The 24,400-nt window shown below is 59.6% G+C and carries 23 protein-coding genes; 13 read left to right on the top strand and 10 right to left on the bottom strand.

Annotated elements, in window-relative coordinates; translation table 11 throughout:
• Positions 1 to 3: 3 nt before the first annotated feature.
• Positions 4 to 2,421, top strand: a complete 2,418-nt coding sequence (gene gyrB / locus ACP7EE_RS03305) for a DNA topoisomerase (ATP-hydrolyzing) subunit B (RefSeq protein WP_420650075.1) — start codon at positions 4 to 6, stop codon at positions 2,419 to 2,421.
• Between the two features lie 55 nt (positions 2,422 to 2,476).
• On the opposite strand, the gene ACP7EE_RS03300 is transcribed toward gyrB, so the two are convergent.
• Complete coding sequence (locus ACP7EE_RS03300) at positions 2,477 to 3,196, bottom strand: response regulator transcription factor (RefSeq protein WP_426203552.1); 720 nt, start codon at positions 3,194 to 3,196, stop codon at positions 2,477 to 2,479.
• Between the two features lie 144 nt (positions 3,197 to 3,340).
• Between ACP7EE_RS03300 and ACP7EE_RS03295 the strand changes: the two genes are divergently transcribed.
• The gene (locus ACP7EE_RS03295; protein ID WP_426233477.1) at positions 3,341 to 4,870 is read left to right on the top strand and encodes a sensor histidine kinase; all 1,530 of its coding nucleotides are present in this window, start codon (positions 3,341 to 3,343) and stop codon (positions 4,868 to 4,870) included.
• A 168-nt stretch (positions 4,871 to 5,038) separates the two neighbouring features.
• Here the strand turns inward: ACP7EE_RS03295 and ACP7EE_RS03290 are convergent, their stop codons facing one another.
• From ACP7EE_RS03290 to glyQ, 4 genes are all read right to left on the bottom strand, one after another.
• Positions 5,039 to 5,818, bottom strand: a complete 780-nt coding sequence (locus tag ACP7EE_RS03290) for a lysophospholipid acyltransferase family protein (protein ID WP_420650072.1) — start codon at positions 5,816 to 5,818, stop codon at positions 5,039 to 5,041.
• A gap of 82 nt (positions 5,819 to 5,900) precedes the next feature.
• On the bottom strand, positions 5,901 to 6,440 hold the full coding sequence (gene gmhB / locus ACP7EE_RS03285; RefSeq protein WP_426233474.1) for a D-glycero-beta-D-manno-heptose 1,7-bisphosphate 7-phosphatase: 540 nt from the start codon (positions 6,438 to 6,440) through the stop codon (positions 5,901 to 5,903).
• Positions 6,441 to 6,444: 4 nt separating this feature from the next.
• Entirely contained in the window at positions 6,445 to 8,499 is a 2,055-nt protein-coding gene (gene glyS / locus ACP7EE_RS03280; RefSeq protein WP_426233472.1) for a glycine--tRNA ligase subunit beta, read from the bottom strand.
• Positions 8,496 to 9,449 carry a glycine--tRNA ligase subunit alpha gene (gene glyQ, locus ACP7EE_RS03275; RefSeq protein ID WP_025112261.1) on the bottom strand — a complete coding sequence of 318 codons (954 nt, stop codon included), beginning with the start codon at positions 9,447 to 9,449 and terminating at the stop codon, positions 8,496 to 8,498. The genes glyS and glyQ overlap by 4 nt, the downstream gene beginning before the upstream one ends.
• 81 nt (positions 9,450 to 9,530) lie before the next feature.
• On the opposite strand from glyQ, the gene ACP7EE_RS03270 reads away from it, so the two are divergent.
• The 3 genes from ACP7EE_RS03270 to ACP7EE_RS03260 all read left to right on the top strand — a co-directional run bounded on the left by ACP7EE_RS03270 (position 9,531) and on the right by ACP7EE_RS03260 (position 11,329).
• Positions 9,531 to 10,088 (top strand): DNA-3-methyladenine glycosylase I, encoded by a 558-nt coding sequence (locus ACP7EE_RS03270; RefSeq protein WP_426233470.1) that lies wholly within the window; start codon positions 9,531 to 9,533, stop codon positions 10,086 to 10,088.
• 40 nt (positions 10,089 to 10,128) lie between these two features.
• Entirely contained in the window at positions 10,129 to 11,016 is an 888-nt protein-coding gene (locus ACP7EE_RS03265) for a lysophospholipid acyltransferase (RefSeq protein ID WP_420650067.1), read from the top strand.
• A 73-nt stretch (positions 11,017 to 11,089) separates the two neighbouring features.
• Positions 11,090 to 11,329, top strand: coding sequence for a PilZ domain-containing protein (locus tag ACP7EE_RS03260; protein WP_426233468.1), 240 nt, complete (start codon positions 11,090 to 11,092; stop codon positions 11,327 to 11,329).
• A 4-nt stretch (positions 11,330 to 11,333) separates the two neighbouring features.
• Here ACP7EE_RS03260 and ACP7EE_RS03255 read toward each other — a convergent pair whose 3' ends face one another.
• From ACP7EE_RS03255 to def, 5 genes are all read right to left on the bottom strand, one after another.
• Positions 11,334 to 11,648, bottom strand: coding sequence for a tetratricopeptide repeat protein (locus tag ACP7EE_RS03255; protein WP_426233466.1), 315 nt, complete (start codon positions 11,646 to 11,648; stop codon positions 11,334 to 11,336).
• 168 nt (positions 11,649 to 11,816) lie between these two features.
• Positions 11,817 to 13,190, bottom strand: coding sequence for a Trk system potassium transporter TrkA (trkA, locus tag ACP7EE_RS03250; RefSeq protein WP_420650064.1), 1,374 nt, complete (start codon positions 13,188 to 13,190; stop codon positions 11,817 to 11,819).
• Positions 13,191 to 13,212: 22 nt separating this feature from the next.
• Positions 13,213 to 14,523 carry a 16S rRNA (cytosine(967)-C(5))-methyltransferase RsmB gene (rsmB, locus tag ACP7EE_RS03245; protein ID WP_426233464.1) on the bottom strand — a complete coding sequence of 437 codons (1,311 nt, stop codon included), beginning with the start codon at positions 14,521 to 14,523 and terminating at the stop codon, positions 13,213 to 13,215.
• Positions 14,520 to 15,479, bottom strand: coding sequence for a methionyl-tRNA formyltransferase (fmt, locus tag ACP7EE_RS03240; RefSeq protein ID WP_426233462.1), 960 nt, complete (start codon positions 15,477 to 15,479; stop codon positions 14,520 to 14,522). Before fmt ends, rsmB begins: the two co-directional genes overlap by 4 nt.
• 57 nt (positions 15,480 to 15,536) lie before the next feature.
• A complete protein-coding gene (gene def / locus ACP7EE_RS03235; RefSeq protein WP_426233460.1) occupies positions 15,537 to 16,043 on the bottom strand; it encodes a peptide deformylase in 507 nt (168 codons plus the stop codon).
• A 169-nt stretch (positions 16,044 to 16,212) separates the two neighbouring features.
• On the opposite strand from def, the gene ACP7EE_RS03230 reads away from it, so the two are divergent.
• From ACP7EE_RS03230 to ACP7EE_RS03195, 8 genes are all read left to right on the top strand, one after another.
• Positions 16,213 to 17,238: a LysM peptidoglycan-binding domain-containing protein gene (locus ACP7EE_RS03230; RefSeq protein ID WP_426233458.1), complete on the top strand. Its 1,026-nt coding sequence runs from the start codon at positions 16,213 to 16,215 to the stop codon at positions 17,236 to 17,238.
• A gap of 79 nt (positions 17,239 to 17,317) precedes the next feature.
• Positions 17,318 to 18,418 carry a DNA-processing protein DprA gene (gene dprA / locus ACP7EE_RS03225; RefSeq protein WP_426233456.1) on the top strand — a complete coding sequence of 367 codons (1,101 nt, stop codon included), beginning with the start codon at positions 17,318 to 17,320 and terminating at the stop codon, positions 18,416 to 18,418.
• Positions 18,419 to 18,488: 70 nt separating this feature from the next.
• Positions 18,489 to 19,046 carry an L-threonylcarbamoyladenylate synthase gene (locus ACP7EE_RS03220; RefSeq protein WP_420650059.1) on the top strand — a complete coding sequence of 186 codons (558 nt, stop codon included), beginning with the start codon at positions 18,489 to 18,491 and terminating at the stop codon, positions 19,044 to 19,046.
• 270 nt (positions 19,047 to 19,316) lie between these two features.
• Positions 19,317 to 19,988 (top strand): hypothetical protein, encoded by a 672-nt coding sequence (locus tag ACP7EE_RS03215; RefSeq protein ID WP_426233453.1) that lies wholly within the window; start codon positions 19,317 to 19,319, stop codon positions 19,986 to 19,988.
• Entirely contained in the window at positions 19,966 to 20,700 is a 735-nt protein-coding gene (locus ACP7EE_RS03210; RefSeq protein ID WP_426233451.1) for an iron-containing redox enzyme family protein, read from the top strand. Before ACP7EE_RS03215 ends, ACP7EE_RS03210 begins: the two co-directional genes overlap by 23 nt.
• 33 nt (positions 20,701 to 20,733) lie before the next feature.
• On the top strand, positions 20,734 to 21,828 hold the full coding sequence (locus tag ACP7EE_RS03205; RefSeq protein WP_426233449.1) for a DUF3419 family protein: 1,095 nt from the start codon (positions 20,734 to 20,736) through the stop codon (positions 21,826 to 21,828).
• A complete protein-coding gene (locus ACP7EE_RS03200) occupies positions 21,825 to 23,093 on the top strand; it encodes an aminotransferase class I/II-fold pyridoxal phosphate-dependent enzyme (protein ID WP_426233447.1) in 1,269 nt (422 codons plus the stop codon). Before ACP7EE_RS03205 ends, ACP7EE_RS03200 begins: the two co-directional genes overlap by 4 nt.
• On the top strand, positions 23,083 to 24,396 hold the full coding sequence (locus ACP7EE_RS03195; protein WP_426233445.1) for a phenylacetate--CoA ligase family protein: 1,314 nt from the start codon (positions 23,083 to 23,085) through the stop codon (positions 24,394 to 24,396). The genes ACP7EE_RS03200 and ACP7EE_RS03195 overlap by 11 nt, the downstream gene beginning before the upstream one ends.
• Positions 24,397 to 24,400 lie beyond the last annotated feature (4 nt).

Raw genomic sequence — 24,400 nt, 5'->3', positions numbered from 1 at the left:
GCATTGAGCGAAGAAAATACGTACGACTCAACGAGCATTAAAGTGCTGAAAGGCCTGGATGCCGTACGCAAACGTCCCGGTATGTACATTGGCGACACCGATGATGGCAGCGGCCTGCACCATATGGTGTTCGAGGTGGTCGACAACTCGATCGACGAAGCCCTCGCCGGCCATTGTGACGACATCAGCATCATCATCCACCCGGATGAGTCCATCACCGTTCGCGACAACGGCCGTGGCATCCCGGTAGACGTGCATAAAGAGGAAGGCGTTTCCGCCGCCGAGGTCATCATGACCGTCCTCCACGCGGGCGGTAAGTTCGACGATAACTCCTACAAAGTATCCGGCGGTCTGCACGGTGTTGGTGTTTCCGTAGTTAACGCCCTGTCCGAAGAGCTGATCCTGACCGTTCGCCGCAGCGGCAAGATCTGGGAACAGACTTACGTGCATGGCGTTCCGCAAGAGCCGATGAAAATCGTTGGCGAGAGTGAAACCACCGGTACGCAGATCCATTTCCGTCCTTCCGACGCGACCTTCAAGAATATTCATTTCAGCTGGGACATCCTGGCCAAGCGCATTCGTGAACTGTCCTTCCTCAACTCCGGTGTCGGCATCGTCCTCAAGGATGAGCGCAGCGGCAAGGAAGAGTTGTTCAAGTACGAAGGCGGCCTGCGTGCGTTCGTTGAATACCTGAACACCAACAAGACTCCGGTCAACCAGGTGTTCCACTTCAACATCCAGCGTGAAGACGGCATCGGCGTGGAAATCGCCCTGCAGTGGAACGACAGCTTCAACGAGAACCTGTTGTGCTTCACTAACAACATCCCGCAGCGCGACGGCGGTACCCACTTGGTGGGCTTCCGTTCGGCACTGACGCGTAACCTGAACACCTACATCGAAGCTGAAGGCCTGGCGAAGAAGCACAAAGTCGCCACCACCGGTGACGATGCGCGTGAAGGTCTGACCGCGATAATTTCGGTGAAGGTACCGGATCCGAAGTTCAGCTCCCAGACCAAAGACAAGCTGGTGTCTTCCGAAGTGAAGACTGCGGTCGAACAGGAAATGGGCAAGTACTTCTCCGACTTCCTGCTGGAAAACCCGAACGAAGCCAAGCTGGTTGTCGGCAAGATGATCGACGCTGCACGTGCCCGTGAAGCTGCACGCAAGGCCCGTGAGATGACCCGCCGCAAAGGCGCGCTGGACATCGCCGGCCTGCCGGGCAAACTCGCTGACTGCCAGGAAAAAGACCCGGCGCTGTCCGAACTGTACCTCGTGGAAGGTGACTCCGCGGGCGGCTCTGCCAAGCAGGGGCGTAACCGCAGGACCCAAGCCATCCTGCCGTTGAAGGGCAAAATCCTCAACGTCGAGAAGGCGCGTTTCGACAAGATGATCTCTTCCCAGGAAGTGGGCACCTTGATCACTGCGCTGGGCTGCGGCATCGGTCGCGACGAGTACAACATCGACAAGCTGCGCTATCACAACATCATCATCATGACCGATGCTGACGTCGACGGTTCGCACATCCGTACCCTGCTGCTGACCTTCTTCTTCCGTCAGCTGCCGGAGCTGATCGAGCGTGGCTACATCTACATCGCCCAGCCGCCGCTGTACAAGGTCAAGAAAGGCAAGCAAGAGCAATACATCAAAGACGACGACGCCATGGAAGAGTACATGACGCAGTCGGCCCTGGAAGATGCGAGCCTGCACCTGAACGAAGAGGCTCCGGGCATTTCCGGCCCGGCGCTGGAGCGTCTGGTGAATGACTTCCGCATGGTGATGAAGACCCTCAAGCGTCTGTCGCGCCTGTACCCACAGGAACTGACCGAGCACTTCATCTACCTGCCGGCCGTGAGCCTGGAAAAGCTCGGCGACCACGCCGCGATGCAGGACTGGCTGGCGCAGTACGAAGCACGCCTGCGTACCGTCGAGAAATCCGGTCTGGTGTACAAAGCCAGCCTGCGTGAAGATCGCGAGCGCGGCGTGTGGTTGCCAGAGGTTGAACTGATCTCCCACGGCCTGTCGAACTACGTCACCTTCAACCGCGACTTCTTCGGCAGCAACGACTACAAAACCGTCGTTACCCTCGGCGCTCAACTGAGCACCCTGCTCGACGAAGGCGCATACATCCAGCGTGGCGAACGCAAGAAAGCCGTGACCGAGTTCAAGGAAGCCCTCGACTGGTTGATGGCCGAAAGCACCAAGCGTCACACCATTCAGCGATACAAAGGTCTGGGTGAAATGAACCCGGATCAGCTGTGGGAAACCACCATGGACCCAAGCGTGCGCCGTATGCTGAAAGTCACCATCGAAGACGCCATCGGCGCAGACCAGATCTTCAACACCCTGATGGGTGATGCGGTCGAACCTCGCCGTGAGTTTATCGAGAGCAATGCGTTGGCGGTTTCCAACCTGGATTTCTGATCCCGGTCGGCACCATAAAAAGGCCAACGCAATTGCGTTGGCCTTTTTTTGATCTTTACGCGTCCGCGTCCGCCACACTCTCCAACCGATACCCATACCCGTAAATCGTCAGCAACTGCCAACCCCGATCCGCCGTCAGCCCCAGCTTGTTGCGCAGTCGATAGATATGCGTATCCAGCGGCCTCGAGGTAGACATTTCTTCATGCGGCCAAAAGCGCTCGTACAGATAATCCCGTGACAACGGCCGACCCAGGTTGCTGAACAGACAATGCGCTAGCCGATACTCGCGCTCGGTCATTACGATCGGTTTGCCATCACGGGTGACAGTCAGCTCTGCGTCATCGAACACCAGATCGTTGAAGCTCAAGATTTCCGCTGATGCTGTACGTTTCTGACTGTGCCGGCGCAACACTGCCGCCACCCGCGCCTTCAGTTCGTTGGGCCGAAACGGTTTGCTGACGTAATCATCAGCCCCGGCATTCAGCGCCTGAACGATATCGCTCTCCCCGTCACGACTGGTGAGCATGATCGCCGCCGGTGGCACCTCCATGTGTTCGCGAGTCCAACGTAGCAACGCCAATCCGGTCAGATCGGGTAATTGCCAATCGAGGATCAACAGATCGAAGGTCTCCCGGCGCAACTGCCGCAGCAGGTCTTCACCACGTTCGAAGCTGTGCAGTGACCATGGCTGCTCCCCGGCTTCGGCCATCTGTTGCAGGGTCTGCTCGACCCGGCGCAGTTCGGCGGGTTCATCGTCCAGTATTGCAACGCGCATACGCGAGGTGTCCTTCTTGCTGGGCTGTTTACCCCGGTGAAAGTAAGCGGCCCGCCGTTGATCGACGTCCGCTATGATTCTTCGGGTCTCCGTCCTCAGACCCGTGGCCCATGAATCCATTCACTCCGCCCTGCCCTGTTTGCCATGAATAATCAGCGTCGGCATGAAAGCCGTGAGCCGAGTCAGGTGCAGCGTTTGTTTCGGCAACTGGTGCGCGAGTGGCTGTGGATAAGTCTAGTGCTGTTGCCGCTGACTGCGCTGCTTTCGTGGCGTGCGCAAATCAGTCTGCATGACGCCTCCCCAGGACTGAGCGCCTTGTTGTCGGTGACGCTGGTGGCTTGCGTGCTTGGGCTGTTGCTATGGCGGCCACGTCTGGCGTTGTGGGTGACGTTGATCGGCATGGCCTGCACGTTAGCGTCCAGCGCCGCTCTGGCGGAACTCAGACACTGGTGGTCACCAACGCCCGCGGTATTGGGCATGCTATTCGGCTACCTGATCTGGAACTGGCGGCGCCTGAGTGTGGTGCTGACCTATTTCGGCTGGGAACTGGCGCGGCTCGACAGTGAACCGAAAGTTTTCCCCGAACGCCGCCGTGCGCAGTTTCCCAGCGCCGACCGCTTGCAAGGACAGATCATGGCCCTCGAACAAGCCATGAGTCGCACCCGCGATACGCGACGCTTCATTGCTGATGGTCTGGAATACCTGCCGGTCGCGACGTTGATCAGCGACCCCAAAGGCAAGATTCTGCTGGGCAACCGCAATGCCCGGGATCTGTTTGGCGCCGTTCTGGCTGGGGATGATGTCCTTGAGCAGTTGGCGCATCTGGGTTATCCGGAGTTGTCCACAGACCCACGCCCGGCGCTGTCCGACTTGCCGCTGCTGGAGTTTCGCGATCACAAGGAACGCAGCCTGCGTCTGGAACGCGCCGCGCTGCTGCCGGTGGACGGCGAAACACCGATTGGCTGGCTGTGGAGTCTGACCGATCTGAGTGCCGAGCGCGCCGCCGAGGAACAACGCGGAGTTCTACTGCGCTTCCTCTCTCACGACTTGCGTGCACCGCATTCAGCGATCCTCGCGTTGCTTGATGTGCAGCGTCATGAGGTTGGGGATTCGCCGCTATTCGAGCAGATCGAGCGCCAAGTGCGTCGAGCACTCGATCTCACCGATGGTTTCGTGTTGCTGGCCCGCGCCGAATCGGAGGCTTACCAGTTCCAGCCGAGCCTGTTCGCCATGTTGGTTCTCGACGTACTTGATCAAGCACTGCCAATCGCCCAACAAAAACACATCGAACTGCTGCATGAAATCGACGAGCAATCCCAGGAACGCCTGATCATGGCTGACCAGGGCCTGCTGACTCGAGCGCTGTTCAATCTGTTGGAGAACGCGATCAAGTACAGCGCGGCCGACACGAAAATCTGCCTGCGGATCAGTTGTCACGAGAACTGGCTGCACTGCGAACTCGCGGACCAAGGCAAAGGCATCGCCGCGCAAGAACTGCCCGAACTGTTCACCCAATACCGGCGCTTTTCATCCGCGCAAGGCACCGACGGCGTAGGGCTGGGGCTGTCTATGGTCAAAGCCGTGATCGATCACCATGGTGGCCGCATCGAGTGCCGCAGCGTGATCGACGAAGGCACGACATTCCGCTTGGAGTTACCGCTGATCCCTGAATGAACAGGCATAAAAAAACCGGCTATATCAGCCGGCTTTTTTGCGCCCGAAAAAAACTTATGCACCTTTTTCGGAGTTTTATGAGCTTAAGAAATATATATGTAGATCAACGAGTTAGATAACATATTCATGGTTTTTCAACAAAACCGTACACAGGTTATCCACAAAATCTCAGACAGCAATCCGGTCGCTTTCCGCCGGTGCCTGCGCGGCCGGTGGCAGCGAACCCATTTCCCGTTGCGTCTGCTCATTCCAGGCCTGCACCCGGTCGTTCAATGCGGCAATGGCTCGCGGCCCTGTGCCTTCGGCGTACATCGGTTCGCCGATGACCACGGTGATCACGCCGGGCGTCTTGCCCCACCCGGCTTTCGGCCAGAATTTGCCGGCATTGTGTGCAATCGGCAGCACCGGAAGCTCGGCATTCACCGCCAACGCGCTACCACTGCGCGAGAATTTGCCAACAGTGCCGAACGGAACGCGCGTGCCTTCCGGAAAAATCAGCACCCAAACATTGTCCTTGAGCAGCTCGTCGCCTTTTTTCGCCACGACTTTGAGCGCGGCTTTAGGGTTGTCGCGGTCAATCGCAATCGGCCGCAGCATGGCCATGGCCCAGCCGAAGAACGGCACGAACAACAATTCGCGCTTGAGCACCTGGCTCAAGGGCGAGAAATATGCGGAGAGAAAGAAAGTCTCCCAAGTGCTCTGGTGGTTCGACTGGATCACGCAGGGCCGGTCAGGCACGTTGTGCGCACCTTTGATTTCGTAAGTGATCCCGAGGAACACCTTGCTCAACCACAAGGCGCAGCGGCACCAGTACACGTTGATGAAGCGATAGCGCGCCTTGAATGGCAAAAATGGCGCGATAAAAAAACTCAGGCTGCACCACAGCAAAGAGCTGGTGCCCAGCAGCAGGTAAAAGAGAAAAATTCTGATGGCCCGCAGTATCGACATGACGACATTTACCGTTACGGGCAATGCCCGACTGTTCAAGCGCACTCCCGATCAATCCTTGGTCAGGAACGTCAGAAGCACTCTAGTTGTGGATAAGTTCTGCGGCAATCGCCGCCAGATCATCAAAAATCAGGGTGCCAACCGGCAGGGTTTTGCCCTGAGTCTCTACGCCTTTCCCGGTCTTTACCAAAACAGGTTGTGAATCGACGGCTTTGGCGGCCTCCAGGTCACCAAGGCTGTCGCCGACGAACCAGACATTCGTCAGCGACACGTCGTAATGCTGCGCAATGGTCTTCAACATGCCGGGTTTCGGTTTGCGGCAAGCGCAGCCCTCATCCGGCCCATGTGGGCAATAAACGATCAGCCCGACTTCACCGCCCTGCTCCGCCACCAGCTCGCGCAGGCGCGCGTGCATGGCGTCGAGGGTGGCGAGGTCGTAGTAGCCGCGAGCAATGCCCGACTGGTTGGTGGCGACCGCCACGGTCCAGCCGGCCTTGCTCAACTGCGCAATCGCTTCGATCGAGCCGGGCAGCGGAATCCACTCCTCTACCGACTTGATGTAAGCGTCGGAGTCGTAATTGATCACTCCGTCCCGATCGAGAATCAGCAGTTTCAACAGCAATCCCTCAACCCAGCAGCGAAATGTCAGCGACACCGAGGAACAGACCACGCAGACGCGCCAGCAGCGCGTAACGGTTGGCCCGCACTTTGGCGTCGTCGGCATTGACCATTACCGCGTCGAAGAACGCATCCACCGGCTCGCGCAGCGCGGCCAGGCGTGCCAGCGATTCGTTGTACTGACGTGCTGCAGCCATCGGCTGTACAGCCTGATCCGCCTGCTGGATCGCCGAGTACAGCGAGAACTCGTTGGCGTTGTCGAAATACTTGGCCTCGACCACGCTTGGCACGGCGCCTTCGACTTTGCTCAGCAGGTTCGACACACGCTTGTTCACTGCTGCCAACGCTGCCGCTTCCGGCAGTTTGCGGAACGCTTGCACCGCTTGCACACGCTGATCGAAATCCAGCGCCGAGCCCGGCTTCAGGGCACGTACCGACAGATAGGTAGCGACATCCACGCCTTCGTCTTCGTAACGCGCACGCAGACGGTCGAAGATGAAGTCCAGCACCGATTCGTTGAGGCCGGCAGCCTTGACCTTGGCACCGAACGCACTCACGGCGAAAGCCACGGCGTCGTTCAGATCCAGATCGAGTTTCTTCTCGATCAGGATACGCAGCACGCCGAGAGCGGCACGGCGCAGGGCATACGGGTCTTTGCTGCCGGTGGGCAGCATGCCGATGCCGAAGATTCCGACCAGAGTGTCGAGCTTGTCGGCGATGGCCACGGCTGCACCGGTCAGGGTCGCCGGCAATTCAGCGCCAGCGCCACGCGGCATGTACTGCTCGTTCAGTGCCAGCGCGACATCTTCCGGCTCGCCGTCGTTGAGGGCGTAGTAGTAACCGGCGACGCCTTGCATCTCGGGGAACTCGCCGACCATTTCGGTCGCCAGGTCGCATTTCGACAACAAGCCTGCGCGGGCAGCCCACGAAGCGTTGCCGCCGATGCGGGCGGCGATGTAAGCCGCCAGTTTCGAGACGCGCTCGGCCTTGTCATAGACGCTGCCAAGTTTTTCCTGGAACACCACGTTCTTCAGGCGCTCGTTGAACATTTCGAGCTTCTGCTTCTTGTCTTGCTTGAAGAAGAATTCGGCGTCGGTCAGACGTGGACGAACCACTTTCTCGTTACCGGCGACGATCTGCTGCGGATCCTTCGATTCGATGTTGGCCACGGTGATGAAACGCGGCAGCAACTTGCCATCGGCGTCCAGCAGGCAGAAGTACTTCTGGTTGTCCTGCATGGTGGTGATCAGCGCTTCCTGCGGCACGTCGAGGAAACGTTCCTCGAACGAGCAGACCAGCGGCACCGGCCATTCAACCAGCGCGGTCACTTCGTCGAGCAGGGCTGGCGGCACAATCGCCGTGCCTTCCTGCATCGTCGCCAGCTCTTCGGTGCGCTTGCTGATGATTGCGCGACGCTCGTTGGCATCGGCCAGTACATAAGCGGCACGCAGGTCGGCCAGGTAGCTCGACGGCGAACCGATGCGCACGCTTTCCGGGTGGTGGAAGCGGTGCCCACGGGAGTCACGGCCAGCCTTCTGCGCGAGGATCGTGCAGTCGATGACCTGGTCACCGAGCAGCATCACCAGCCATTGGGTCGGACGCACGAACTCTTCTTTGCGTGCACCCCAACGCATGCGTTTCGGGATCGGCAGGTCATTCAGCGAATCTTCGACGATGGTCGGCAGCAGGCTCGCAGTCGGCTTGCCGGCGATGCTCTGGCTGTAGCGCAGTTTCGGGCCGCTTTGATCGATTTCGCTCAGATCCACGCCGCACTTCTTGGCGAAGCCCAGCGCTGCCTGAGTCGGGTTGCCTTCAGCATCGAACGCAGCCTGACGTGGCGGGCCGTCGAGGTTGATGCTTCGATCCGGTTGCTGGGTGGCCAGCGCGGTAATCAGCACAGCCAGACGACGCGGCGCAGCGTAGACGGTTTTTGCTTCGTAGCTCAGGCCGGCAGCTTGCAGGCCCTTGTCGATCCCGGCGAGGAACGCGTCAGCCAAAGTATTCAGCGCTTTGGGTGGCAGTTCTTCGGTGCCCAGTTCAACCAGAAAATCTTGCGCACTCATTGTGCAGCCTCCAGCTTGGCCAGTACTTCGTCACGCAGGTCCGGGGTTGCCATCGGGAAGCCCAGCTTGGCGCGAGCCAGCAGATAGGCTTGGGCGACGGAACGCGCCAGGGTGCGTACGCGCAGGATGTATTGCTGACGCGCAGTCACCGAGATTGCCCGGCGCGCATCCAGCAGGTTGAAGGTGTGCGAGGCCTTCAGAACCATTTCGTAGCTCGGCAACGGCAGCGGTTGATCAAGTTCGATCAGGCGCTTGGCTTCGCTTTCATAGAAGTCGAACAGTTCGAACAGCTTGTCGACGTTGGCGTGTTCGAAGTTGTAAGTGGACTGCTCCACTTCGTTCTGGTGGAACACGTCGCCGTAAGTGACTTTGCCCATCGGGCCGTCAGCCCAGACCAGGTCGTAGACCGAATCCACGCCTTGCAGGTACATGGCCAGACGCTCGAGACCGTAGGTGATCTCGCCGGTCACCGGGTAGCACTCGATGCCGCCCGCTTGCTGGAAGTAAGTGAACTGGGTGACTTCCATGCCGTTGAGCCAGACTTCCCAGCCCAGACCCCAGGCGCCGAGGGTCGGCGATTCCCAGTTGTCTTCGACGAAGCGGATGTCGTGGACCAATGGGTCGAGGCCGACATGCTTGAGCGAGCCCAGGTATAGCTCCTGGAAGTTGTCCGGGTTCGGCTTCAGGACGACCTGGAACTGGTAGTAGTGCTGCAGACGGTTCGGGTTTTCGCCATAACGGCCGTCAGTCGGACGGCGGCTTGGCTGCACGTAAGCGGCGTTCCAGGTTTCCGGGCCGATGGCGCGCAGGAAGGTCGCGGTGTGGAAAGTGCCGGCGCCTACTTCCATATCGTAGGGCTGAAGTACCACACAACCTTGCTCGGCCCAGTACTGCTGGAGCGCGAGGATCAAGTCTTGGAAGGTACGCACGGCTGGCGTAGGCTGGCTCACGAAATTCACCTGTTTCTTGGGCTGCGATTTAAAGAGCGGGAGTATACCCGATTCAGTCGCGCCTCCACCCCCTGGAGCCTTATGCCACGCTGCTTTTGGTGTTCTGAAGATCCGCTGTACATGGCTTATCACGATCAGGAGTGGGGCACGCCGCTACGCGATGCGCAGGGTTTGTTCGAGTTGCTTTTGCTCGAAGGGTTCCAGGCCGGCCTGTCGTGGATCACCGTGCTGCGCAAGCGCGAGCGTTATCGCGAGGTGCTGTTCGGCTTTGACGTGCAGCGCGTGGCGCAGATGAGCGATGCGGAAATCGCTGAGTTGATGCTTGATCCGGGGATCATTCGCAACCGTCTCAAATTGAATGCCGCCCGACGTAATGCGCAAGCCTGGCTGGCGCTGGAAGACCCGGTGAAGTTTCTCTGGTCGTTCGTCGACGGTACGCCGGTGATCAATCATTTCAAGGATCGCAGCGAAGTCCCGGCCATCACCCCGCAAGCCGTGGCCATGAGCAAAGCCTTGAAAAAGGCCGGCTTCACGTTCGTCGGCCCGACCATTTGCTACGCATTCATGCAGGCCTCGGGGATGGTCATGGATCACACCCGGAACTGCGACCGCTACGCGCAGCTCGCCAACGGCGGTTAGAATGGCCGCCTCGCGCACCGCACAAGATCAGGAGTGACCTGTGGAAAAGTTTAAAGGCGCCTTGCTGGTAGGCGCTCTGCGGCTGTTTGCCCTGCTGCCGTGGCGGGCCGTGCAAGCCGTGGGTTCAGCGATCGGCTGGATCATGTGGAAAACCCCCAACCGCTCCCGCGACGTGGTGCGGATCAACCTCGCCAAATGTTTTCCACAGATGGATGCGGCCGAGCGCGAGCGTCTGGTCGGCCAGAGCCTGAAGGACATCGGCAAGTCCCTGACCGAAAGTGCCTGCGCGTGGATCTGGCCGGCGCAGCGCTCGATTGATCTGGTGCGTGAAGTCGAAGGCCTCGACGTGCTTAAAGACGCATTGGCCTCGGGCAAAGGCGTGGTCGGCATCACCAGTCACCTCGGCAACTGGGAAGTGCTCAACCACTTCTATTGCAGCCAGTGCAAACCGATCATTTTCTACCGTCCGCCCAAGCTCAAGGCTGTGGATGACTTGCTGCGCAAACAGCGCGTGCAACTGGGTAACAAAGTCGCTGCCTCGACCAAGGAAGGCATCCTCAGCGTGATCAAGGAAGTGCGCAAAGGTGGTGCAGTGGGCATTCCCGCTGACCCGGAACCGGCCGAATCCGCCGGGATCTTCGTGCCGTTCTTTGCCACTCAAGCGCTGACCAGCAAGTTCGTGCCGAACATGCTCGCCGGGCACAAAGCCGTCGGCGTGTTTCTGCACGCGCTGCGGCTGCCGGACGGTTCCGGCTACAAGGTAATCCTCGAAGCGGCGCCGGAAGCCATGTACAGCACCGATACCGAGACTTCCTGCGCGGCGATGAGCCAGGTGGTCGAGCGCTATGTGGCGGCGTATCCGAGCCAGTACATGTGGAGCATGAAGCGCTTCAAGAAACGGCCGCCGGGCGAAGAACGCTGGTATTGATGCATTTGGCATGATCTGTGGATAACTTCCCGCGGGCAGGTTATCCACAACCGTTCATTCAAGGGCGCAGAAGATGTCCGAACACCGCAAATCATTGCGCATCAAGATCACCCACGAAAGCTTCGGCGAATGCCTGGGGCAGACGCGCAATCTGTCTACTACGGGCGTCTACGTTCAGCATCCGCGTCTCGCCGGATTGCCCACGGGCGCGGTGGTCTATGGCCAGGTGCAGGATTTACCCGCAGGCGCGCCACGTGTACGTATGGAAGTGGTGATGGTCGATGCCGAGGGCATCGGTCTGCGCTATCTCTGATCGATCACGGCGCTTGCCGTTCGAGCTTTTTCAGAAACACCGTCATTTCTTTCTCTGCCTGCTTGTCGCCATGGGCGCGGGCGGTTTCCAGACCCTGCTCCCACGCCTGACGCGCGGCGGCGTTGTCATTCAGCCCTAGCTGCGCCTTGCCCAACAGTTTCCACGCCGCCGAATACTTCGGGTCTAGCTCGACGCAGCGCTGGAAGTGCTCGGCAGCCTTGGCATTCTCCCCCAGATCCAGATAACCCTTGCCCAGGCCGAAGCGCAGCAAAGAGTTATCCACACCCTTGGCGAGCATTTTTTCCAGGGATTCGAGCATTGGTGGATTCCTTTTCGGGTGTGTCAGGGGAAGTCTGTGGCGCCGCCATCGCTGGCAAGCCAGCTCCCACAGGGATCTCTGGTGTACATCACATTTTTGAACAACCCGAAACCCTGTGGGAGCTGGCTTGCCAGCGATGAGGTCATAACAGACACAGAAAAATCAGGATCAGAAGAAGCTCAGGCCAACATGAAACAGCTTCTCCACATCGCGGATATGCTTTTTATCCACGAGGAACAGGATCACGTGGTCGCCCGCCTCGATCACCGTGTTGTCGTGAGCGATAATTACCTCTTCGGCACGGATGATCGCGCCGATGGTAGTGCCTGGCGGCAGCGCGATGTTTTCGATGGCCTTGCCGATGACCTTGCTCGACTTCGAATCGCCATGCGCCACCGCTTCGATGGCTTCGGCCGCGCCGCGACGCAGTGAGTGCACGCTGACGATATCGCCACGCCGCACGTGAGCGAGCAAGGTGCCGATGGTCGCCAGTTGCGGGCTGATGGCGATGTCGATGTCGCCGCCCTGGATCAGGTCGACGTAGGCCGGGTTGTTGATGATCGTCATGACCTTCTTCGCACCCAGCCGTTTGGCCAGCAGCGACGACATGATGTTGGCTTCGTCATCGTTGGTCAGCGCGAGGAAAATATCGGCGTCGGCGATATTTTCTTCCAGCAGCAGGTCGCGGTCTGAGGCGCTACCCTGCAACACCACGGTGCTGTCGAGCGTGTCCGAGAGGTAGCGGCAACGCGCCGGGTTCATCTCGATGATCTTCACCTGATAACGGCTTTCGATGGCTTCGGCCAGGCGCTCGCCGATCTGCCCGCCCCCGGCAATCACGATGCGTTTGTAGGTTTCGTCGAGGCGGCGCATTTCGCTCATCACTGCGCGAATGTTCGCACGGGCAGCGATGAAAAAGACTTCGTCATCGGCCTCGATCACCGTGTCGCCCTGCGGCAGGATCGGCCGATCCCGGCGGAAAATCGCCGCTACGCGGGTTTCCACATTCGGCATGTGCTCGCGCAACTGGCGCAGTTGCTGGCCCACCAGCGGCCCGCCGTAATAGGCGCGCACCGCCACCAGTTGCGCCTTGCCTTCGGCGAAGTCGATCACCTGCAAAGCGCCGGGATGCTGGATCAGGCGTTTGATGTAATTGGTCACCACCTGCTCGGGGCTGATCAGCACGTCGACCGGAATCGCTTCGTTGTCGAACAACTCGTCGCGGGTCAGGTAGGACGCTTCGCGCACCCGGGCAATCTTGGTCGGCGTGTGGAACAGCGTGTGCGCGACCTGACAGGCAATCATGTTGGTTTCGTCGCTGTTGGTCACCGCCACCAGCATGTCGGCGTCGTCGGCACCGGCCTGACGCAGGATGGTCGGCAGCGAGCCACGGCCCTGCACGGTGCGGATGTCGAGCCGGTCACCGAGGTCGCGCAGGCGCTCGCCGTCGGTGTCGACCACCGTGATGTCGTTGGCCTCGCTGGCCAAATGTTCCGCCAGCGAACCGCCGACCTGTCCCGCACCGAGGATGATGATTTTCATCCAGTCACTCCATTGAATCCGTTTAGCCGCGCGCGGCAGCGATCTTGATCAGCTTGGCGTAGTAGAACCCGTCATGGCCGCCCTGCTGGGCCAGCAATTGGCGACCATGCGGCTGTTTGATCCCGGCCGTAGTGGCCAGGTCCAGCTCGCGTGCGCCGGGCGTGCGCTCGAGGAACGCGGCGATGACCTCGGTGTTCTCGGTCGGCAAGGTCGAGCACGTGGCGTAAAGCAGAATGCCGCCGACTTCGAGGGTCTGCCACATAGCGTCGAGCAGCTCGCCTTGCAGGGTCGCGAGAGCGGCGATGTCATCGGCCTGACGCGTGAGCTTGATGTCCGGGTGCCGGCGGATCACACCCGTCGCCGAACATGGCGCGTCGAGCAGGATGCGCTGGAACGGTTTGCCGTCCCACCACTTGGCCGTGTCGCGACCGTCGGCGGCGATCAGTTCGGCGCTCAGGCCGAGGCGTTCAAGGTTTTCCCTGACTCGCACCAGACGCTTGGCTTCCAGATCCACCGCCACCACGCCGGCCAGCGCCGGTTCGGCTTCGAGGATGTGGCAGGTCTTGCCCCCGGGTGCGCAGCAGGCGTCGAGCACGCGTTGGCCCGGCGCGAGGTCAAGCAGGTCGGCGGCGAGTTGCGCGGCTTCGTCCTGCACGCTGATCCAGCCTTCAGCAAAACCCGGCAGGCTGGGCACGTCGGCGGCCGCTTCGAGGATGATCCCGTCACCGCTGTAAACGCACGGCGTCGCGGCGATCCCGGCTTCAGCCAACAAGCCCAGGTAAGCGTCGCGGTTGTGATGGCGGCGGTTGACTCGCAGGATCATCGGCGGATGCGCATTGTTGGCTTCGCAGATCGCCTCCCACTGTTCCGGCCAGAAAGCCTTAAGGGATTTTTGCAGCCAGCGCGGGTGAGCGGTACGCACCACCGGGTCTCGCTCCAGTTCGGCGAAAATCGCCTCACTTTCGCGCTGTGCATTACGCAACACGGCGTTGAGCAACGCTTTGGCCCACGGCTTTTTCAGCTTCTCGGCGCAACCCACGGTTTCACCGATGGCCGCGTGCGGCGGCACGCGGGTGTAAAGCAGTTGATAGAGACCGACCAGCAGCAGCGCTTCGACATCAGCATCGGCAGCCTTGAACGGTTTCTGTAAGAGCTTGGCTGCCAGCGCTGACAGCCGTGGCTGCCAACGCGCGGTGCCGAACGCCAGATCCTGAGTGAAACCGCGATCGCGATCCTCGACCTTATCCAGTTGCGTCGGCAGGGAGCTGTTGAGCGAGGCTTTGCCGCTCAGGACAGCGGCGAGTGCCTTGGCGGCGGCCAGACGCGGGTTCATTGCGCGTCCACCGCTGCGCCGAGGACGGTGCCGACGGCGAATTTCTCACGACGGCTGTTGAACAGGTCGCTGAAGTTCAGCGCTTTACCGCCGGGCAATTGCAGACGGGTCAGGCACAGGGCTTGTTCACCGCAGGCGACGATCAGACCGTCCTTGCTGGCGCCGAGAATCGCGCCCGGTTTGCCGCTGCCCTCGGCCAGTGTGGCCGCCAGCACTTTCAGCGCTTCGCCATTCAGCGTGCTGTGGGTGATCGGCCAAGGATTGAAAGCGCGTACCAGACGTTCCAGCTCGACCGCCGGACGGCTCCAGTCGATGCGTGCTTCGTCCTTGTTGAGTTTGTGTGCGTAGGTGGCGAGGCTGTCGTCCTGCACTTCGCCTTGCAGCGTGCCAGCGGCCAGACCGGCAATCGCTTGCACCACAGCCGGAGGACCCATTTCCGCGAGGCGGTCGTGCAGGCTGCCGCCGGTGTCTTCGGCGCTGATCGGGGTGACGACTTTGAGCAGCATCGGCCCGGTGTCGAGGCCCGCTTCCATGCGCATCACGGTTACGCCGCTTTCGCTATCGCCGGCTTCCACAGCGCGTTGAATCGGCGCTGCACCGCGCCAGCGCGGCAACAGCGAGGCGTGACTGTTGATGCAGCCCAGACGCGGAATATCCAGCACCACTTGCGGCAGGATCAGGCCATAAGCGACCACCACCAGCAAATCCGGCTGGAGCGCGGCGAGCTCGGCCTGCGCGTCTTCGTTGCGCAGGGTCGGCGGCTGCAACACCTGGATGTTGTTTTCCAACGCGAGCTGCTTGACCGGGCTCGGCATGAGTTTTTGTCCGCGACCGGCCGGGCGATCCGGTTGGGTGTAGACCGCAACGATCTCGTAAGGGCTGTTTAACAGGGCCTTGAGGTGTTCGGCGGCGAATTCCGGGGTGCCGGCAAAGACAATGCGCAGTGGCTCGGTCATCAGAGGGTTCTCACAAAAAGAAAAAGGCTTGCCGCAGCAAGCCTTTGAAGGAGGGCATCAAGCGTTCTGGCGGTGAAGCTTTTCCAGCTTCTTCTTGATGCGATCGCGTTTGAGCGTGGACAGATAATCGACGAACAATTTGCCGTTGAGGTGGTCGCATTCGTGCTGGATGCACACTGCGAGCAAGCCTTCGGCGATCAGTTCGTAAGGCTTGCCGTCGCGGTCCAGAGCCTTGATCTTGACCTTCTGCGGGCGGTCGACGTTTTCGTAAAAGCCCGGTACCGAGAGGCAGCCTTCCTGGTATTGCTCCATGTCTTCGGTCAGCGATTCGAACTCGGGGTTGATGAACACCCGTGGCTCGGTGCGGTCTTCGGAAAGGTCCATCACGACGATACGTTTGTGCACGTTGACCTGGGTCGCGGCAAGGCCGATGCCCGGCGCTTCATACATTGTTTCAAACATGTCATCGACCAACTGACGCACTTCGTCGTCCACTACGGCCACAGGCTTGGCGATAGTGCGCAGACGCGGGTCCGGGAATTCGAGGATGTTTAAAATGGCCATAGGCTTGATTGCTGCACGCGTTGAGTAAAGTCGGGCGATGGCCTGGCAGGTCCGAAGATGCAGGCTACCGTTGTGAAACGTAGCGCCGTGCTTTTCAGAATAGAGCACGGAGCGAGCCACGGGGGCTCTGGCGTTTCACGCGAACGCACATAATAAAGGGATTCACCGCATGAGGAAATCACTACTCGCCCTGCTCTTTCTGGTCTCGGCCGGTACGGCGCACGGGCAAGTGCAGCTCAAGGAAGGTTTTCCACAGCAATACACGGTGGTTTCGGGGGACACGCTCTGGGACATTTCCGGCAAATATCTGCGCGAGCCCTGGCAGTGGCCGCAGTTGTGGCAGGCCAATCCGCAAATCGAAAACCCCAATCTGATCTATCCCGGCGACCTGTTGACCCTGAGTTACGTCAACGGCCAGCCGCGTCTGCTGCTCAATCGCGGCGCCTCACGCGGCACCATCAAGCTGTCGCCACGCATTCGCACCAGCCCGGTGGCCGACGCGATTCCGAGCATTCCGCTCAAATCGATCAACAGCTTTCTGCTGAGCAACCGCATCGTCGACAAGGTCGAGGACTTCGACAAAGCGCCGTACATCGTTGCCGGCGATGCCGAACGTGTGCTCAGCGGCACCGGCGACCGGATCTTCGCTCGCGGGCATTTCGACCCGAACCAGCCGGTCTACGGAATCTTCCGGCAAGGCAAGGTCTACACCGATCCACAGAGCAAGGAGTTTCTCGGCATCAACGCCGATGACATCGGCGGCGGCGAAATTGTCGCGACCGAAGGTGATGTCGCCACCCTCGCCCTGCAACGCACCACCCAGGAAGTGCGTCTCGGTGACCGCTTGTTCAGCGGCGAAGAACGCTCGATCAATTCGACCTTTATGCCCAGCGCCCCGCAAACCGATATCAACGGACTGATCATCGACGTGCCGCGCGGCGTAACGCAGATCGGCGCGATGGATGTGGTCACGTTGAATAAAGGTAAACGCGACGGTCTGGCCGAAGGCAATGTGCTGGTGGTGATGAAAACCGGCGAAACCGTACGCGACCGGGTCACCGGTCAGCCGCTGAAAATCCCCGACGAACGCGCCGGGTTGCTGATGGTGTTCCGCACCTACGACAAACTCAGTTACGGCCTCGTGCTCAACGCATCGCGCTCGCTGGCGGTGCTCGACAAGGTGCGAAATCCTTAGCTGGCTTAACAAGTTACCAACAGACTTATCCACAGCTTGTTCCGAATGGTTCGGGGCTTATAACGGTCAAGGATGATCCATGATGATGTCCGTATGTACGCCGATTTCCCCGGCGGAACTGGAGGCGCGTTTGCGCCTGCACCGCCTGCCGGAAATCGGCCCGAAACGTTTTGCCAGACTGCTCGAGGCGTTTGGTTCGGCCTCCAAGGCGATCAGCGCGCCGGCCAGTGCCTGGCGCGCGTTGGGAATGCCGGCGGCGTGTGCCGAAGCACGGCGTTGCCCGGAGGTGCGCGATGGCGCCAGCCACGCGATGCGCTGGCTAGAGCGGCCGGGCCAGCATTTACTGATGTGGGATCAGCCGGATTACCCGGCACTGCTGGCGCAGATTCCCGACCCGCCGCCGCTGCTGTTCGTCGCTGGCGACCCACTGATCCTGGAAAAACCGCAGTTGGCGATGGTCGGCAGTCGTCGCGCTTCACGTCCAGGCATGGACACCGCCGCCGCGTTTTCCCGCAGCCTGGCCGGGGCCGGTTTCGTGATCACCAGTGGCCTGGCGCTGGGCATTGATGCGGCCGCGCACCAAGCCGCGCTGGATGTCGGCGGGCAAACCGTCGGGGTACTTGGGACGGGGCTGGAAAAATTTTATCCACAACGCAATCGACGCCTGGCCGACGACATGATCGCATCGGGCAGCGCGGTGCTGTCCGAGTTTCCGCTGGACGCCGGGCCGAGCGCCAGCAACTTCCCCAGACGCAACCGGATCATCAGCGGCTTGTCCCTTGGCGTGCTGGTAGTCGAGGCAAGTGTGGCCAGCGGATCGCTGATCACCGCGCGGCTGGCCGCGGAACAGGGACGCGAGGTGTACGCGATTCCAGGCTCGATCCATCACCCCGGTGCGCGCGGCTGCCATCAGTTGATCCGCGACGGCGCGGTGCTGGTGGAAACCATCGAACACATCCTCGAAGCGTTGCGCGGCTGGCAGCATTTGCCGATGTCGGAGGCGACGACGAGCGTGGATAACCCGCTATTGCGCCTGCTGCACGCGGCACCGCATACCAGCGAAGGGCTGGTCGACAGCAGTGGCTGGGCGCTGCCCAAAGTGCTGGCCGCATTGACCGAGCTGGAGATGGACGGCCGCGCAGTCTGCGAAAACGGCCGCTGGTTTGCGCGCATGATCTAACGTTCATACAGGCTGGGATTTACATTGAAGATCGGTAAACTGCGCGAAACCTGTTTGCGGAGAGTTTTTCATGGTCAACAGTTGGCGTGTGCAACAAGCCGCGCGAGAGATTCGTGCCGGGGCGGTCATTGCCTATCCAACCGAAGCCGTCTGGGGGTTGGGGTGCGATCCGTGGGATGAAGAAGCGGTGGAACGGCTGCTGATGCTCAAGGGCCGTTCGGTGGGCAAAGGCCTGATTCTGGTCGCCGACAATATCCGCCAGTTCGACTTCCTCTTCGAAGACTTCCCGGAGCTGTGGCTGGACCGCATGGCCAGCACCTGGCCGGGGCCGAACACGTGGCTGGTGCCGCATCGCAACCAGTTGCCGCAGTGGATCACCGGGGTGCACGAAACCGTGGCGCTGCGCGTCAGTGATCATCCACTGGTTCGCGACCTGTGTTCACTGGTCGGACCGCTAGTGTCGACATCGGCCAATCCACAAGGTCGGCCAGCAGCGCGCTCGCGGTTGCGGGTCGAGCAGTATTTCCGTGGCCAGCTTGATCTGGTGCTTGGCGGTTTGCTTGGTGGGCGCAAGAATCCCAGCATCATCCGTGATCTGGCCACCGGCCACGTCGTCCGTCCCGATTGATATAACTCTGATTTGATTTATCGATTACTCCTCGGCTTTTATAGCGAGGAGTACTACGCATGCCTGCGATTTTTCCTTCGAGTAAATAGCAACTTACAACACGATGTTGTTTGTATTTTTCCTCCGTGTGTCAGATGTATCGACAAGCATCGAACTTTCGTGAATTTTCCCACGTCATTATCAGAATTCGCGAAGTGGCGATTTTTCTAAAACCATCCATCATTCAAGTGCGCCCGGACATTTCGAAAAGTTAACTTCTGCGGAGATGGAATGGATACTACGGATTTACAACTCACGGATTATCTGCAGGCACTCAAGGCGACGTTAAAGAGTCGTCATGAAAATTATCGTATCGTTATTCTTGAAGCTGGATCAGACACGCGGGAGTTTGAACGTTTTGTTTCTCAGCAGTTTCGTCTGCGATTACAACATTACATGCTCACGTCCAGCGCAAGATCACTCGAAACACGCTTGGCAATTACATCACGTAGCACCCACTTCTTGCTGTATCAGGACGATCAGCCAGTGGCGGTATTAAGAGTTACACCTGCGCCGTTCGAGTGGGCAGCGCTGGCGCAGCAGCATGTATCTCCTACCGTAGCGCTGTCTCGACATGTCGAGTTCAGCCGCTTGATCGCGCACTCGCCAAGTCACTTGCCGGTGTTGATCAACGGCCTGCTTGCGGCCGCGACCGATTGGGCGATCCAACACGGTTATGAGGGCGTCACTGCGCTGTGCCGATCTCCGCAGCGGCGTCTGTTCCAGCGCTTCGGGCTTACGCCGATTACCACCAATTCATTGCATATCGAGCAGCGCAAACGCGGCGATTACTGGCTGCTTTCAGCCAAGTGGCCGCAAATCCTTGCGGCCGTAAGTCCGCCAACCGACAAAATTCTCAACCAAACGGAAATCCATGCTGATGAACTCGCCCCGCAGTTTTGAACAACAGTTGAGCCGGCTAGATGACAGAATCGACAAGATCTGGGCGGATATCCTGGATAACTCGCAGTTGGTAAAAGTAATTCGCGAGGGCAATGTTTCCAAGGCGCTGTATGCGATATATATGATCGAAACCTTTCACTACACCGCCCACAACGCGAGAAATCAGGGGTTGGTGGGTGTCCGACATGCGGATAATCCGGTATATGCCAAATTCTGTTTTGAACACGCAGCGCAAGAAGTCGGCCATGAAAGAATGGCGTTGCACGATGTCATGAGTCTTGGTTTGAAGAATCAAGTTTTCGATATGCCATCTGCACTTCCGGCAACCGACGTTCTGATTGCTTACTTGTACTGGATTTCCTTTACAGGTAATCCCCTGCAACGGCTCGGTTACAGTTATTGGGCGGAAAACGCCTACCAGTTCATCATGCCAATCATCAATCAACTGAGTGAAACGCTGGCGCTGAAACCTGCCCAGTTGACCTTCTTCATTGCCCATTCCGATATTGATATCGAGCACTTCAACGAAATTAAACTCATGCTGCAGCGCACGTGCAAGAACCAGGCTGATTGGGATGCGATTGCCAGCGTAATGGAAACCAGTCTGCGCCTGACCGGCAATATGCTTGAAGCTGTATATGAGCAATATGAGGCTTGGCAAAAAGGCCTGGCGCCCCGTTATGACTTTCTCCACGCCCTGGACCGGTCATGAGAGCCCGACACCCTCCGATGAGCGGAGGCGCGAATGGCTGAATATTTCGAGCGGCTCAACTACACGCTGGGGGATGAAGACACAGCACTTGAGCACGCGATTCTGCCCGAGCGTGCCAAACATATAGTCGGTGTCGCCGGGTGTGGCGGACGGCTGTTGCCGCTGTTGGCCCGCAGTCCGATGCGCATGACCTGCACCGATATAAGTGCGCCGCAACTCGCCTTCACGCGGTTGCGATTTGCTCTTCTGGAGCAGACCGATCACGCGTCGTTCATGGAATTCCTGGGCTACCAGCCAGAGAGTTCGGCGATACGCCGCCAGTCGATTTTTCAGCAGCTGAATTTGCCCTCGGCGGATCGCCGCTGGCTGGCGGAGTTGTTCCGGTCCCGTGACTGGAAGGCACCGATTTACATGGGGGCTTTCGAGCAGACGCTGCAGCGGCTGGCCAAGGTCAATGGGTTGTTTACCGGAAGGGCGGGTCGAGAAATTTTCCGACACAGCGAACTTGGCGCGCAGACGGAATATTACCGAAGCCGTTTCCCGCTCACGCGCTGGAAAGCGGTAATCGCGCTGCTGGGGAACGCGGCAGTGCTCAACTCGCTGCTGTATCGAGGCTCATTTCCACCCAACAATCTTGGTATCAGTTCGCGCGCGGTATATCAGCAGATTTTCCACGCCTTGTTTACCACTCAAGTGGTGAAGGAGAGCTTTTTCCTGCAAATGCTGTTCTTCGGAGAACTGCGCTATCCGCAGGGCTACCCACTGGAATGTGACCCGATAATTTTCAGCCGTGCGCGCGAGGGACTTCAGCAGTGCGAGTTGCGCGTGGTGCAGGCGGACATCCTCGATTGTGTTGCCACGTCTGCGGATGTCGATTTCGTCTCGCTGTCGGACGTGCCGTCCTTCATGCCCCAAGGGGCCGGCGCCAGTGTCTTGCAACGTCTGCGCCCGGCGCTGAGCGGGCAGGCGTTGATAGTCATGCGTGGCCATTTGCACGTGGTGCAACCTGATAGTGCAGGTTTCTGCGATATCACCGCCCAATACCAGCCAGTGATCGAACGCGAAACAACCCAGCTATGGCGTGTGCAGATCTATCGCCAGACGCCCCCTTTGCAGGCATTCCCATGAACACGATTCAACCAACCGTAAATTGGGTCAAAAACCGTGTGCGTCAGGCTCGGGACGATCAGCAGCAATTGTTCGAAGCCGGGCTCAACGGTTTGAACCTGGTGAAACGTGAGGGCAAGGAAATCGAGTTGAATAGCGGTGAGCGGCTGACTGAATTTCTCTCATGCTCTTACCTCGGGCTGGAGTGCGATCCACGCCTTATTCAAGGCGCGATGAGCGCCGTCCAGTCATTCGGCGTGCAGTTCGCTGCTGCGCGAACCCGGGCTCTGCTGCCGCCCATGCGCGAGCTGGATGAGCAACTGAACCGGATATTCCAGGGGCATTCGGTGACCTTCAACTCGGTAGGCAGCGCGCATCTTGGCTGTCTGCCGCTGCTCGGATCCGGCGAATTGCCTTCCTATCCCTTGCGTCGTGGACCTGGCTGGATCGTCGACCGGGCTGCGCATGCCTCGATGCAAGTGCTGCAGGGCATCCTGTGCCAGTTCGGCCCCGTGCTGCGTTGCGATTGCAGCGATCTCGAGCAAGTGGAGCACGCATGCTCTACTGCGGTTGCCGCTGGCAATACACCGATCATCCTCACCGACAGCATCGGCTCAATGCGCGGTTTGTATCCGGTCAACCGTCTGCTGCAACTGGCGGAGCGTTTCGACGGTTATCTCTACGCGGATGATGCCCACGGCACTTCGATTCATGGCGAAGCAGGCGGTGGCTATGCACTTTTCGCAGCCGACCAGCGACAGCGCGCTCGACTGATCCTGCTGTCCTCGCTGTCCAAGGCGTTCGGCGCAACTGGCGGTGCAATTACTGTGCACACGGCAGCCGATGCCGAGATGATACGGCGCCATGCATCGACCTATACATTCGGCGGGCCACTGTCCATGGGCGGCGTGGGCGCAGCAGTCGCCTCCGGCAAAATCCACCTTTCCCCTGAGCTGGGACAGTTGCAGGCGGATCTGTGGCGCAATGTGGCCGTGATCGACGGTCTGCTCGGGCCGGTGCTGGGCAACCATCTAGTGGCCTCACCCATTCGGTTCGTGCGCGTCGGCGCCGAGAGCGATGCGATCAACCTTGCGCTGCATCTGCGCCGACAGACGATTGCGGTCACCACCGCTGTGTTTCCGGTAGTGGCCAAGGGCGAGGCGATCTTGCGTCTGGCCATCAGTGCCAGTCATAGCCAGACCCAGCTGGAGCATCTCGCGAGCGCTGTCGGCAGCGGGTTCGATGCGTTGGGTATTCGTCAGGGGGGGCGTGGCGATGAACAGTGATCCGATAATCAATGCCGGTGCTGACGGGGATGCTGCTGAGGCCTTTGCGCGCAAATTGGCGCACGCGCGCTCCCTGCCGTGGTTCAGCGCGTTATATCCCCAGCTCAGAGACGTGCAGACCGCAAACGACCTGCATCGACTGCCGATTCAAGCCGTGGAGGACGAGCACGGCGGTGTGCTGTTCTCCGTGCTCGGCGAAGCCTCACACCGCGCACCGGGCGGCGGCCTGACTCTCACGTCGGGAGGCAGCACCGGCAACCGTAAGCACATCACCCATTCATGGGCGTTCAATACCGGCATCGTTTCCTTGGGTGCGCGGATGTTTGGGGAGGCTGACGAACGTCCAGGCATCGTCATCAACTGTCTGACCTCCGGTGAAATGCAGGGAGCCTTTCAATACGCATCGGCGGTCGTCCAGCACATTGGTGCGCGCCTGTTGCCCGCCGGTTCGCAGATGGGCGTTCAACGGATTGCCGAGCTGATTCAGTCACAGGCGGCCGATGCGCTGATTTGCACACCCTCCTTCGCTGCGGCGCTGTTCAACCATGATCAGATCGGCGCAACGCAGTTAGGCAGTCTGAAGTGGCTGTACTACATCGGAGAACCCTGCAGTCAATCGTTGCGCGAACAACTCACCCGGGACTGGCCGATGCTGAAGATAAGGTCGTTCGGCTACAGCTCTACGGAAACCGGCCCCATCGGCTTTCAATGCGCACACCTTGAGCACGGGTTTTATCATCTGCATGCCGACGCGATGCTGCTCGAAGTAGTTGATCCCGTGACCCTGCAAGCCATGCCCGAAGAGCAGACCGGCGAATTACTGTTGACGCCGCTGCTGCCCGATCACGTGCCGTTGTTGCGGTACAGGATTGGCGATCGTGGGCGAATGCTGCGCAAGGTGAGAAGTTGTGCCTGTGGCAGTTCCTGGCCCGTGCTGGAGCTCGAGGGTCGGGTCGAAACATCGATCAAGCTGGGCGGCGCGATCATCACTCAGCGGCAGGTAATGCATGCGCTCGGTCAGATGTTGCCCAAGTTGTGCGCCGCCGATATTCAGGTGCAGGTCGATCGTCAGGCTAACGGTGCTCGCATGCGTCTGGTCATCGCCCAGGAAAAACTGGCTGCCGATGCGCAGGCGGTGATCGAACGGGCACTGCAGGGCGAGGCGCAGGCGAGCGCATTGCTCGGCTTGCCCGGAGTATTGGGGTTGCAGGTGCAGCGTCTGGCCCGAGAGGACTTTGCAACAACCTCGGCCGGCAAGACGCCGTTTTTTGTTGAATTGCAACTTACCCCGATCAACTTATGAAGCA

It is taken from the genome of Pseudomonas sp. TWP3-2, assembly GCF_049897765.1.
Taxonomy (GTDB): Bacteria; Pseudomonadota; Gammaproteobacteria; order Pseudomonadales; family Pseudomonadaceae; genus Aquipseudomonas.
The sequence above is the reverse complement of the archived record's forward strand: the minus strand, read 5'-3'. Positions and strand labels throughout refer to the sequence as shown.